Source organism: Winogradskyella sp. (assembly GCF_965228925.1).
In the GTDB taxonomy this organism is placed as follows: domain Bacteria; phylum Bacteroidota; class Bacteroidia; order Flavobacteriales; family Flavobacteriaceae; genus Winogradskyella.
Window position 1 is genome coordinate 1956765 of sequence record NZ_OZ245845.1, and the last position, 13506, is coordinate 1970270.

A 13506-nucleotide genomic window follows, 5' to 3' on the forward strand; every position below is an offset into this window, starting at 1 on the left:
TTAAGGACGACTAATTTAACCTCGAGTTACTATGAATATTAAGAAACTTATTTTACTAAGCGCCGTATTGGTTTTGGTATCCAGTTGTAATTCTGGAGACCGTGGACAATTAGTAGGTGTTCAAGGTAAAAAATGGCACCCAGAAAAACCTTATGGTATGACGTTAGTTCCTGGTGGAGCTTTTATTATGGGTAAATCAGATGATGATATCGCTGGTGTTAAAGACGCTCCAACTAAAACAGCTACTGTACGCGCGTTTTATATGGATGAAACCGAAATAACCAATAGCGAGTACCGACAATTTGTCTTTTGGGTAAGAGATTCTATACTCCGACTCAAGCTAGCTGAAATGGCGGATTTGGAAGGAAAAACTCCAGGTAATGGTGATATAGGTGAATTTGCATACTTAGACTCCAATCCAGAGGAATTGAATGCCTACGAAAGCTATATGCAAAATACTTATGGTAACGAACAACGCAAAATCAATCGCGATGCTGATTTGATTTTTGATACGGACGACTATCCAGATGAATTATATGCTGAAGTCATGGATGGGATGTATCTACCATTAGAAGAATCTTATAATGGTCAACGCACTTGGGATGTTAAGCAGTTTAAGTTTCAATATACATATATGGATATTGCCAAAGCTGCTAAAGACAGAAGCTTAAGACGTTCTGAAGTCGTTGAACAAGAGGAAGTTGAGGTATATCCAGATACCACGGCATGGATAAGGGATTTTGCTTATTCTTATAACGAACCAATGCATAATGATTATTTTTGGCATGATGCTTATGGCGACTATCCAGTTGTTGGTGTGTCTTGGAAACAAGCGCAAGCCTTTTGTCAGTGGAGAACCTTATACCACAATGGCTATCAAAAAAGCAAAGGAAGACAACCTGTCAATTCTTACAGACTACCTTCAGAGGCAGAATGGGAATATGCCGCTCGAGGCGGACTTCAAGGCGCCTCTTACCCTTGGGGAGGACCGTATGCCAAAAACGACAGAGGATGCTTTATGGCTAACTTTAAGCCTTTGCGTGGAGACTATGCCGCAGACCAAGCACTTTATACTGTAGAGGCTGATGCTTACGATCCAAATGATTTCAATTTGTATAATATGGCTGGTAATGTTTCAGAATGGGTAAATGGGTCTTACGATCCTGCCTCATATGAGTATTCTTCAACCATCAATCCTAATGTGAACGATCCAGATAACTCTCGTAAAGTTGTGAGAGGTGGCTCTTGGAAAGATGTTTCTTATTTCCTACAAGTAAGTTCAAGAGATTATGAATACGCTGATTCTGCAAGAAGTTATATCGGCTTTAGAACCGTTCAGGACTATATGGGAACTGAGGTGACTAAAAACGCAGCAACGAATTAACAACATCAAACACAAATAACCCAAATTAAATTATAACCTACTTAAGTTGCACATTAACTTAAACTAAAAAACTAAACAATTATGGCACAGAAAGGTAAAATGACATTAACAAACATGATCTACGGATTAGGAGCAGCAATCGTAATCGTTGGAGCCTTATTTAAAATTCAGCACTGGCCTTACGGTTCGGAGATCTTAACCATAGGTATGATTGTTGAGGCATTGGTATTTACGTACTCTGCTTTCGAAAAACAACAAGCAGATTTAGATTGGTCTTTAGTATATCCAGAATTAGCCGGTGGACAAGCTTTAGGCAAAAAGAAAAAAGAAGAGCCAAAAGATCCAGAAGGCATATTATCTAAAAAATTAGACAATTTATTAAAAGAAGCGAAGATCGATGGAGAGCTTATGGCGAGCCTCGGTAATAGCATCAAAAATTTTGAAGGTGCTGCGAAGAACTTAAACCCAACGGTAGATTCTATGTCTGCGCAAAAGAAATATAGTGAAGAATTATCATTAGCTGCGGCGCAAATGGAGTCTTTAAATAGCCTTTATAAAGTACAGATGGAAAGCGCTAATCGTCAAGCGGCGATCAACGAAGAAGCTGTAGAAAATGCGACAAAGTTAAAAGAGCAAATGCAATCTTTGGCATCTAACCTGTCATCATTAAATGGTGTATACGGTGGAATGTTGTCTGCTATGAATAAGAACTAATTAGTTTTTAGAATCAATTTAATTAATTAACAACATTTAAAAACTAATTACAATGGCAGGAGGAAAATTATCTGCAAGGCAGAAAATGATCAACTTAATGTACTTGGTATTTATTGCTATGATGGCAATGAATATGTCCAAGGAAGTACTTTCCGCTTTTGGTTTGATGGATGCTAAATTCGCAGAATCAAATGTAGTTGCTACGGAAAAAAATGGAGCTTTATTAGCGGACTTAGAAAGAAAAGCTGATGAAAAGAAAGAAGAATTTGCCGTTCCTTTCAATAAGGCAACACAAGTAAACGCAGTTTCAGATAAATTTTACAAGTATATTGGAACATTAAAGCAAGATTTACTTAGGGAAGGAAATTATAAGGCAGATGAAAACGGTAAATTAGATTTCGAAGCCATGGATAAGACAGATATCCTAGACGAAATGTGGTTTACAGGTGATAGAGAAACAAAAAAAGGCCAAGAAGTTATCGCTAAGATAGAGCAATATAAAGCTGATATCAAAGAAATTCTAGGAACCGATGTTAAATACAAAAAAGCCATAGAGCGTTTGGATAAGCGTTTCTCTACTCAACAGGTAACAACAAAAGAAGGCATCAAGAAAAGTTGGTTAAATTATCATTTCCAAGGTTTCCCAGCGATTGCATCTTATACCAAGTTAACTGCTATGCAGAATGACGTCAAAATGACTGAGGCGAATATGTTTAACCTATTTTTAGGTAACTCATTAGATGAGGCCGTATCGCTTAAGAAGTATCAAGCTATTGTATTAGCGGATAAGTCTGCGTTCTTTGCTGGTGAAAAGTTTCAAGGTAAAGTGGTTCTTGGTAAATATGCCAATGTTACACCTACCAAATTATCGGTTCAAGGACAAGAAATCAATATATCAGAAGCGGTAGACTCTACAGGAGCAGCCACTTTAGACTTTAATGTTGGTAATGTTGGTGAGCATGAAATTGATGGTAAGTTTACCTTTTTAGAAGACGGAAAGCCATTAGAAATAGACATAAAAGGAAACTATGTGGTAGTACCAAGACCAAATTCTGCAACGATTTCTGCGGATAAAATGAATGTGGTCTATCGTGGTGTGGATAACCCAATGACGATTTCTTTTGCTGGTGTCCCTGATAACAAAGTTCAAGCAACTGGTACAGGATTATCTAAGGCTTCTGGACAAGGTAAATATATTATGAAGGCTCCTACTGGTAGAGAAGTAACCATTAATGTAACAGCTACATTAGACGATGGTTCTAAGGCTACCGATAGTAAAACGTTTAGAATTAAAGATATCCCTGCACCAACAGGAATGATCTCAGGTCAGACAGGTGTAGTAAAATTACCGAAGCGTAATGTAGAAGTTGGTACAGTAGGTGCTAAATTAGATGATTTCGTATTCGATTTACCTATCGAAACCACATCATTTAAGATTAAAGTACCTGGTCAGCCTACAGTTAATGTAGCGGGTACTAAAATGAACTCTCAAGCTAAAGCGGCAATCAAGAGAGCGCGTCGTGGGGATAACATTACCATTTTTGATATTAAAGCAAGGATAACAGGTAATGCCTCATACCGACTTAAAAATGTATCACCAGTTGTTGTTGAAGTCACCAACTAGTAAATAGATTTAAAGAATAAAACCCAAATTATAAGTAAGATGAAAATGAAGCGTTTTATATATGTAGGATTGGCAATTTTCGCAACACATAGTATGTTTGCGCAAGCCAACATCCTTAATGCAAAAATACCTGAAGAAATAGGTATGAAAACCGAAGCCGAATTACTTTTAGATAATGACAAACCTCTAGAGTACGGTTATGTAGGTGACAGAGACATCTTATTTTCAAAAATGATTTGGGAAAAAGTAGTCCTAGATGAGCGTGTCAATTTCCCGTTGTATTTTCCTGTTGAAGATAACTTAGGGGATGATCGTAAATCATTGTACAAGGTCTTAAAAGAGAATATGGACACTGGTATGATTCCTAAAGTATATGCGGATTCTTATTTTACCGAAGAGCGTACCTTGGAAGATTTAGAAGCATCATTGACCATGACTAGAATTACCGATGCTGGTATTGACTACATGAACGAAAATGGTGTGAGCGAAGCTGAATTACCAGAAGAGTATGTGATTCGTAGAGATATTGGTCCTGCGGATATTAATTCTTATTTAATTAAAGGCCTATGGTATTTTGATAAGCGCCAAGGCGAATTAAAGTATAGAATCTTAGGTATTGCACCAGCGGCACCAGACGTTAACTTTATTGATGATGAAAATTCGGAAAATAGTGAACCAATTCCTATGTTTTGGGTCTTTTATCCTGAAGTAAGGGAGCTGTTGCATGAGGCAAAAGCCTTTAACAACATGAATAGTGCGTCACCAATTTCTTTTGATCACCTATTGAACAGCCGTCGTTTTCACGGTTTAATTTACAAGGAAGAGAACGTCTACGGCGATAGAGAAGTTAAAGAATACATCGCTGAAAACGCCTTGATGCAGCTTTTAGAATCTGAGCGTATCAAAAACAAAATCAGAGATTTTGAACAAGATATGTGGAGTTACTAAAAGACTGTATAAAGAAATACATAAACGCTCGCCAATTGGTGAGCGTTTTTTTTTGTTACTGTCATTCTCAGCGAAATACAATAAAGTGAAGAATCTCATAATATTTAGATTCTTCAATCGCTAAGGGCTTTCTGAATGACAAAACCTTATGGTTTAATTACGACACATTTTGTAATAGAATCCTATAATTAGTTATTATTTTCGCAATGTGAAAGAAGTGGATTATATTATTGTAGGTTGTGGCTTGGCCAGTATTGCCTTTTGTGAACAATTGCGAGCCCATCGCAAATCGTTTGTCGTGTTTGATGATAACTCACAGCAAGCTTCAGTTGTCGCTGCCGGGCTGTATAATCCCGTCATCCTAAAGCGCTTTTCGGAGGTTTGGAAAGCTAAAGAGCAATTAGAAATCGCTTTGCCTGTTTACGAAAAAATTGAAAGGAATTTAGATGTAGTTATAGATTACAAGCTTCAATTATTAAGGCGATTTGCATCTGTAGAAGAGCAAAATCTCTGGTTTAATGCTTCCGATAAACCGCGTTTAGAGCCCTTTCTTTCAACCACACTGATAAAAAATAGCAACAACGCCGTTGACGCTCCTTATGGTTTTGGGGAGGTCTTGCACGCTGGGCGCCTTGATACAAAAACCCTTATCCATAGATATAAAGACTTCTTAAATACAATTAAAGTGTTACGAGATACCAAATTTATCCACGAGGATCTCATCATTAAAGCAGAGGTGCTTGAGTATTTGGATATAAAAGCAAAATATATTGTTTTTGCCGAAGGCTTTGGTATGAAAAGGAATCCGTTTTTTAACTATTTGCCTTTAAACGGTACCAAAGGCGAAGTTATAACCATTAAAGCACCAGAATTAAAGCTACAGGCCGCCATAAAGTCTTCAGTATTTATTATTCCTATTGGCAATGACCTTTATACGGTTGGATCCACCTATAATTGGGACGATAAATCCAATCGGCCGACAGCTGAAGCTAAGGACGAACTACTTTCAAAATTAAGAACATTTATAACCTGCGATTTTGAAGTTGTAGCACATATTGCTGGTATTAGACCTACGGTAAAAGATCGTAGACCTTTAGTAGGTATACACCCAGAATATCCTAATTTATATGTTTTAAACGGTCTAGGTACAAGAGGGGTAATGATTGCTCCCTATGTGGCGGATGAGTTGTATCGTTTTATAGAACAGGCACATCTGTTGGATGCCGAAATTGATATCCGTCGTTTTACTTCTTAACCAACGACTTATCGTAACTCATAAAAAGATTGATCCAAATATTTCTGGATAAGCGCATAATGATGGGCAAAAAACAGAGAAGGGTGAGTACGATACTAATGAAGGCAACGATCATAGATGATTCAAAGAGTATATAACTAATCACAAAAGCCGCAAGGGCAAAGGCGATACCAACGCCATAACTCACATACATTGAGCCATAGAAGAACGAAGGTTCCATTCTGTATTTGGTGCCACAATGCGAGCAATGATCGTTAATTTTAAGGGTGTCCGAAAGGATATATGGGTTTTTTACGGTGTACATGGATTCTTGGTGACATTTAGGGCAGGCACCAAACAGAATACTGTATAACTTCATTCCTTTTCTAATCATAACTAAAACCTTTATTTTTGCGTTTTTGTAACCATACAAAGGTAAATTTTTATGGTACTTAATACGGTAACAATTGTAACTTTATAACAATTGTAGGATTCAAAAATACTATGCTAAATATTCACAACTTATCGATTTCGTTTCAGGGAGACTATCTCTTTGAGGATATCACCTTTAAACTTGGGCTTGGAGATAGAATTGGCCTCATAGGTAAGAATGGGGCGGGGAAGTCCACAATGCTCAGAATTTTAGCTAAGGAGCAAGAAGCGGATACCGGACAAATCGCAACAGATAAGAATTTAAAGATCGGGTTTTTAAAACAGGACATTGATTTTGACTTTGGAAAAACGGTTTTAGAAGAATCTTACGAGGCCTTTAAGACCATCAAGGCCTGTGAGTCTCAACTTGAGGATATCAATATACAACTGGCAGAACGAACAGATTATGAAAGTGAATCCTATCATCAATTGATGGTAGATTTAAACGACATTCAACACCAGTATGAAATTTTAGGGGGATATAACTATCAGGGAGAAACAGAAAAAGTTCTGCAAGGCTTAGGATTTAAGCGGGAAGATTTTAACAAACTGACGGATACCTTCTCTGGTGGTTGGCGTATGCGTATTGAGCTCGCAAAATTATTACTTCAGAACAATGATTTATTGCTTTTGGATGAGCCTACCAACCATTTAGATATCGAATCCATAATTTGGTTAGAAGGCTTTTTAAAGAACTATAGTGGCGCTGTCGTTATCGTATCGCACGATAAGATGTTTTTAGATAATGTCACTAATCGGACGATTGAAATTTCTTTGGGTCGTATCTATGACTATAATAAACCCTATACCAAATTTTTGGCATTGCGCCAAGAGATGAAGGTGCAGCAACTAGCGGCTCATAAAAACCAAGAGAAACAGATACAACAAACAGAAAAGCTCATAGAGAAATTTAGGGCAAAGGCGTCTAAGGCTACTATGGCGCAATCCCTTATCAAGAAACTCGACCGTATGGAACGGATAGAGGTCGATGAAGATGATCATAGTGTTATGAGCTTGAATTTTCCGGTGTCCATTACACCAGGAAAAGTGGTTGTAGAATTAGAAAATGTCTCCAAAAACTATGGCGATTTGCAGGTCTTGAGACATGTAGACTTAAGTATTGCAAGAGATACCAAGACGGCCTTTGTCGGTCAAAATGGGCAAGGCAAATCGACCCTAGCGAAAATTATAGTTGGGGAAATCTCCTATCAGGGTCAGTTAAAACTAGGGCACAATGTACAGATCGGCTATTTTGCTCAAAATCAAGCCGAATATTTAGATGGTAACAAAACGGTTTTAGATACCATGATCGATGCGGCTAATGAGAGCAATAGAAGTAAGGTACGCGATATTTTGGGCTCGTTTTTGTTCCGTGGTGATGAGGTGGAAAAGTATGTGAAAGTCTTATCCGGTGGAGAACGCAATCGACTGGCTTTAGCCAAATTATTGTTACAGCCTTTGAATGTTTTAATTATGGATGAGCCGACGAATCATCTCGATATTAAGTCTAAAAATGTACTTAAGGAAGCCCTAAAAAAGTTTGAAGGGACCTTAATTTTGGTATCGCACGACAGGGACTTTCTCCAAGGTTTGGCGAATACAGTTTATGAATTTAAAGACCAGAATATTAAAGAATATTTAGGTGACATTGATTATTATCTAGAACAACGTAACCTAGAGAATTTAAGGGAAGCTGAAAAGCGAACGGTGTTAGAAAGTGCGCCTAAAACCAATGATAATAAGAAGCGCTACGAGGATCAGAAGAAATTAAAATCCTTAAATAATAAGTTGAGTAATATAGAGTCTAAAATCAACCAACTCGAAAAAGCCATTAAAAATGATGATGTGGCTTTGGCTACAAATTACGATGAAACTGTTTCGGATCCTAAATTCTTTGATAGTTACCAATCCAAAAAGCGCGACTTAGAAAAGCTCATGGATGACTGGGAAACCCTACAAGAACAAATAGAATCAATGCACTGATGGAAGAATATTTTTTCCAGTGTCCCTATTGTTGGGAGCAGATTTCTATGTTAGTAGATACTTCCCAAAATCTTCAAAGTTATGTGGAGGATTGTGAGATTTGTTGCAATCCCATTCAGGTATCGGTAGTTGTTGAAAACCGAGAAATCGCCCATTTTCAAGCAGAAAATTTAGAACAGTAGCAAAAAACGCAAAACACTGATAATTAGGATTTTACATTTTTAGCATGTGCATTTCGTCGAAAAAATTTGCACTTTAAGCGATTTGCCTTTATATTTATCCTAATTATTTGTGCCCCTACACAAAATCTGCTACTATGAAAACTATAAAACTAACCTTATTATGTTGCTTGCTTTCTGCATTTACATTTGCCGACGTATCACAAAGCGAAAAGGACGCCCTATTGGCGCTTTACAATGCCACTAATGGGGAATCTTGGAAAACATCTTGGGATGTTAATCAACCCGTTTCGGATTGGTATGGAGTGACGATCGAAAATGATAAAGTGGTATCCATAAGCTTAAGCTTTAATAATCTTAACGGTCAACTACCGAGTGACATATCCAACTTAAAATCTTTAAAACATCTCAACCTATCCTTCAATAGATTGCAAGGGCAGTTGCCAAAGGAACTTACTGGCATGACTAATTTAGAAGAATTAAAATTATTCTCTAATTATTTTAGCGGTACTATCCCTTCGGATATAGGTAATTTGACAAATCTTAAGGTGCTTGAGTTATATAACAATGACTTTTCTGGAGAGATTCCATCTTCATTGGGGAGTTTACTAAAACTAGAAATCTTAATCTTAAGCAGCAATCAACTTATGGGAAAATTGCCTGCTAGTATTTCTAATCTTAGATCTTTAAAAGTATTGAGCCTTTTTGATAATAATCTTTTAGGCACGGTACCATCTTCAATCGGTCAGTTGGCCCAATTAGAAGAGTTGGTCTTATCCAACAATGCGTTTTATGGCAATTTGCCGGGAGAGTTAGCACAGTTGTCTAATCTTAAAACCCTACTGTTAAGCAATAACGGTTTTAAGGGTAACTATGCGAGTTTAAAGGATAAGTTACCAAATATTGTAGATTTTGATTTAGATGAAGTGAATTTAAAAGGTGCTTTGGCGACATTAGATGCTGAAGACGATGACGATTAAATATATAGAGTTTTATTATATTGGTTTAAATGACGCTCAACTTGTTTTGGGCGTTATTTTTTTGCTTTAATGCTTGCTAGAATTAAAAAGGATTGTATATTTGCTGTCCAATATCGCGGGACGCTTCGACAAGCTCAGCGCGAGATTTGAAAAAATGGAATTATGTTATGAGTGAGATATTCAAATTTTAGCTTACTCATTAAAAATATATATCGCGGGATAGAGCAGTAGGTAGCTCGTCGGGCTCATAACCCGAAGGTCACAGGTTCGAGTCCTGTTCCCGCTACGAAGGAGCTCCTTGAGAAATCAAGGAGCTTTTATTTTGGAGTAAATTTAATGTTCACATTAAGATTTATGGAAAAATAAAGCCGTGCTGCGAAGCAGGCTGAGCTTCTTCGTACAAGCTTCCATTTAAGGTCCAACGAACGAAGTGAGTTAATCCTGTTCCCCTGCTACAGAGAAGCTTTTTGAGAAATCAAAGAGCTTTTCTTTTGGAGTAGATTTAATGTTTGCCAACTCCCTCTTATAACCATCTGTTAAGAGATTATATCTGTTATTTTTTGGTCTAGAATAGACTCTGCAAATTCCTATATTATTGATTTGTAGATCATTTAATTTCTGCTAATAGTAACATTATAATCATAGTTTTGGTTGCCCTCGAAATGCTCTGGGACAGCTACCACATTTAAATAAACTTCAGTCTCATTATTTTGAACCGTAACGGAACTTGAGCCGCTAAGCGAATCGTTCATATCGACATCTATATACCTGATCTCAGAATTACTGTCCTTTACAATGATTCTCGCTTCAAAATGACTGTTACCGCCCTCAGACCCAGTAGAATTCCCCTGTAAGGAAAAGGTATAGGTCACATTTCCCGAATTATTGATTTTGATAACATTGTAACTCCAGCCTCGAGGTTTTAAGTTATCAGGAGGTCCAAAAGAGCCATTAGCTTCTTCATCTGTCAGTTCATGGATGTATGGGTTTCTTTGATTGGGATCGCCTGCTAATTCCGCCTCTACCAATGCTATTGCTACTTGTTCTGAAGACATATAATCAAATCCACCAGTATTACGAGCAGACCAATCCGCAAAGTAGGTTCTGAAATTATCGGCACCAATCATGGCATAGAGGTACTCTTGTGGACTGAGATTTGTGTTTGTATAAAAACCACCAGTAATGACGTCAGGATTTACAGAAGCAACTTCAGTCAAGTAATACAATAACGTATGCATTCCATATTGCCTGACCTGAAAATACCAATCTATAGGATCACCTGGAGCGCCATTTTCAAAGCCATGCCATAACGCTAAGTGTGGGTTGGCTATAATGGTGCCAGCTTCAATAAAAGTATAGGGCATATTGGGTATGTTTTGTGCCATATACCATTGTGCAGAAGCCTCGACGTACCATTCTGAATCTCCCACATATTCAAACCCTGGGGAATTGGCACTGTATTGAAATATGTGAAAACCTTCATGGGAGATATTGCCATAATCGGTGTGCACACCGTCTGGTAAAGTTAAAAAGGGCATACCATAAACATCGGTACCCTGACCATTGGCCCAATAGTCTGGTAATTGTGTCTCATCTTCACCATGATGGATGTACACGTTATAAAAGTATCCAGCAGCAGGATTAGGAGGATCTTGCATATTGTACTCTTCTAGACAATCCTGTCTTACTTGATTCAGATAATCGAACATTATAGGGGTGTCATCGGCATGGTCAAATTCTGGGCTCCACCAGATAGCAAAAATGCCATTTGTAGCCACATTCAGGGTTTCTACTGAACCAAATTCAGTTTGAAAATCAAAATCAAGTTGAGTATTATTAGGCGTACTAGACCTATCGTCGGATGAACAACTTATTACTATAATAATTAGCAAAGTTATAAGAAATGACTTGAAGACCTTGTTTCTATTAGTTTCCATAAAATCCGGTTTGTTTAATAGTTAAAAAAATGACTCTTGATAAGACAAGATTATCTTATTACAAAGTATCGTGTGCGTCTTAAAAGGAGGCGATTTCTATAAATCTAACGGTACCGTATATATTTATTGTTTAATAATTCATTTGTAACCCATTTGTAACCCCATAAAATTGGGTAACAACTCAATTTTATGCAAAATATGACTACTTTGTAACATCATTAAATATCCCTTTAAGAATGAAAAAGCTAATTGCTTGCGCCTTATTAATTTGCTTTCAACATTTTAGTACTTCCCAAGAAAAAGAGGGCAATTCACAGAAAATAGAAATAGATACAACACTGTTAAGTCTTGAACATCAATTAGATACGGCAGATAACGATTCTTTAAAAGCACAGGCTTTATTCGACCTTGGTGTACACCATTGGAGTACAGACGCAGTTAGGTCAGAGCAATATCTAAACGAATCGGCAGATCTTTTAACGTCTCAAAACTCTATAAATCATAGACTATTGGGAGATGTTTATAAGTACTTGGCCGCACTATTGACCGAGAAAGGACAATTCGTTAAAGCCATGAGGATCTATATTCAGGCAAGAGAACAGTTAGAAAAAGTTAACGACTCTCTAGGTATAGCCAATCTATATCATAATATGAGCTTATTGCATGGTTTTCAGAATGAATTAAAAGAAGAGAGAAAGTTCCTGAGAAAAGCAATAGCTATTAATAAGGCATATAATGCCGAGGTTGGATTGGCCCATGACTATAAGGCACTCGGAAATAGCTATGCACTCGGAAACACAAACAGCCAAGAAGAATCCGATTCAGCACTGGTATATTTCGAGAAATCCAGGGTCATTTTTGAAAGACTAAAAGACACACTTGGATTTATGCGCTTAGATGGAAATGTCGCAGATTTTTACTTACAGCAAGCCAAGTATGATGAAAGTATAGTATTGTTTAAGAAATGTTTGGCAATCGCCGAAAAAAATAATATTCCAGTTTTTCAAATTATTTATCAATCTAAACTGGCATCAGCCTATTTAGAATCCAAAGATTACCAGAATGCTCGCATAAGTTGCAAAAAGTCTTTGGACATGGCCATAGATAACGATATTAAACAATGGATATCCAAAGGCTATCAAAAACAAAGTGAAATTTATAAGGCCATAGGCAATTACAGGGCAGCCTATGAAAGCTCTAGGCTTTACAAAATATATTCCGATTCGCTCTATAATAAAGACAATATCAAAAAAATTCAAGAATTAGAGTTAACCTATAATTTTAAAAAGGAAAAGCTCAGAGACAGTTTATTACTGGTAAATGAAAGAGAGTTGGCGGAATCTCAAGTCGAAATTCTTCAATCCAGAAACAAGATTCAATTTCAATGGATGCTTCTTATAGCCATTTTGCTATTAGGCGCAGGGGCTTTTTATTATTTCAATAGCCGGAAAAATAAACACAAGGCCATTATAGAACAAAATAAAAGATCCATGGCCGAAATGGAGAATGATATTCTCAATAAAGAAATAGAATACAAAAGGAAAGACGTTAAGCATTTGGCTATTGATATTGCCCAAAATAAAGAATGGGCAATGGTTTTAGCAGAAAAGCTAGCCAAAGTACGATTGGCTACTGGAAAAAAACGAACCAATGAGCTCAAAAGCCTTGAGGATGAAATAAAAAAGAAGATATATGTTGATAAAAGCACAGATTTACTTCATGAGGAAATAGAGAAATTGGGGAGTTCTTTTTTTGAAAAACTAAAAGGAGAATACCCAGATTTGACCAAAACAGATGTAAGATTATGTGCTTTAATACGTATGAATATGGATACCAAACAGATTGCTATGCTCCAAAACATTAATCCTTCTTCAGTAAAAATGAGCCGCAATAGACTCAGAAAAAAGTTAAATCTTATTCCAGAAGACAACTTAAATGTATTCTTAGAAAGCTATTAAAAAAAATGCTTAACTTCTTTATTAATGAGGGTTTCAAAAGGCTTGATGCAGCTTTGTAACCCATTTGTAACCCTTGCAAATTCTTTTTTTTAATAACAGGCTAGATACATTAGCAGCGGATACTTAATAGTCA

The 13506-nt window shown here is 36.9% G+C and carries 11 protein-coding genes and 1 tRNA gene; 10 read left to right on the top strand and 2 right to left on the bottom strand.

From position 1 onward, the window contains the following. The first annotated feature begins 31 nt into the window (after positions 1-31). From gldK to ACO052_RS08145, 5 genes are all read left to right on the top strand, one after another. Positions 32-1384 carry a gliding motility lipoprotein GldK gene (gene gldK / locus ACO052_RS08125; RefSeq protein ID WP_422107508.1) on the top strand — a complete coding sequence of 451 codons (1353 nt, stop codon included), beginning with the start codon at positions 32-34 and terminating at the stop codon, positions 1382-1384. An 81-nt stretch (positions 1385-1465) separates the two neighbouring features. Continuing rightward, a complete protein-coding gene (gldL, locus tag ACO052_RS08130) occupies positions 1466-2098 on the top strand; it encodes a gliding motility protein GldL (protein WP_422107509.1) in 633 nt (210 codons plus the stop codon). Between the two features lie 52 nt (positions 2099-2150). Next, complete coding sequence (gene gldM / locus ACO052_RS08135; protein ID WP_422107510.1) at positions 2151-3722, top strand: gliding motility protein GldM; 1572 nt, start codon at positions 2151-2153, stop codon at positions 3720-3722. A 39-nt stretch (positions 3723-3761) separates the two neighbouring features. After that, a complete protein-coding gene (gene gldN, locus ACO052_RS08140; protein ID WP_422107511.1) occupies positions 3762-4670 on the top strand; it encodes a gliding motility protein GldN in 909 nt (302 codons plus the stop codon). Positions 4671-4878: 208 nt separating this feature from the next. Continuing rightward, positions 4879-5925, top strand: coding sequence for an NAD(P)/FAD-dependent oxidoreductase (locus ACO052_RS08145; protein WP_422107512.1), 1047 nt, complete (start codon positions 4879-4881; stop codon positions 5923-5925). Here the strand turns inward: ACO052_RS08145 and ACO052_RS08150 are convergent. Beyond that, positions 5915-6298 (bottom strand): DUF983 domain-containing protein, encoded by a 384-nt coding sequence (locus tag ACO052_RS08150; RefSeq protein ID WP_422107513.1) that lies wholly within the window; start codon positions 6296-6298, stop codon positions 5915-5917. The two genes, ACO052_RS08145 and ACO052_RS08150, sit on opposite strands and share 11 nt — an antisense overlap. Positions 6299-6408: 110 nt before the next feature. On the opposite strand from ACO052_RS08150, the gene ACO052_RS08155 reads away from it, so the two are divergent. The 4 genes from ACO052_RS08155 to ACO052_RS08170 all read left to right on the top strand — a co-directional run bounded on the left by ACO052_RS08155 (position 6409) and on the right by ACO052_RS08170 (position 9764). Continuing rightward, entirely contained in the window at positions 6409-8319 is a 1911-nt protein-coding gene (locus ACO052_RS08155; RefSeq protein WP_422107514.1) for an ABC-F family ATP-binding cassette domain-containing protein, read from the top strand. After that, positions 8319-8501 (top strand): CPXCG motif-containing cysteine-rich protein, encoded by a 183-nt coding sequence (locus ACO052_RS08160; RefSeq protein ID WP_422107515.1) that lies wholly within the window; start codon positions 8319-8321, stop codon positions 8499-8501. The genes ACO052_RS08155 and ACO052_RS08160 overlap by 1 nt, the downstream gene beginning before the upstream one ends. Positions 8502-8635: 134 nt before the next feature. Beyond that, a complete protein-coding gene (locus ACO052_RS08165; RefSeq protein WP_422107516.1) occupies positions 8636-9478 on the top strand; it encodes a Two component regulator three Y domain protein in 843 nt (280 codons plus the stop codon). 213 nt (positions 9479-9691) lie between these two features. Continuing rightward, positions 9692-9764: transfer RNA gene (locus tag ACO052_RS08170), tRNA-Met, on the top strand. 325 nt (positions 9765-10089) lie between these two features. Here ACO052_RS08170 and ACO052_RS08175 read toward each other — a convergent pair. Beyond that, positions 10090-11415: a hypothetical protein gene (locus ACO052_RS08175; RefSeq protein ID WP_422107517.1), complete on the bottom strand. Its 1326-nt coding sequence runs from the start codon at positions 11413-11415 to the stop codon at positions 10090-10092. A 236-nt stretch (positions 11416-11651) separates the two neighbouring features. Between ACO052_RS08175 and ACO052_RS08180 the strand changes: the two genes are divergently transcribed. Continuing rightward, the gene (locus tag ACO052_RS08180) at positions 11652-13373 is read left to right on the top strand and encodes a transcriptional regulator (RefSeq protein WP_422107518.1); all 1722 of its coding nucleotides are present in this window, start codon (positions 11652-11654) and stop codon (positions 13371-13373) included. Positions 13374-13506: the final 133 nt, after the last annotated feature.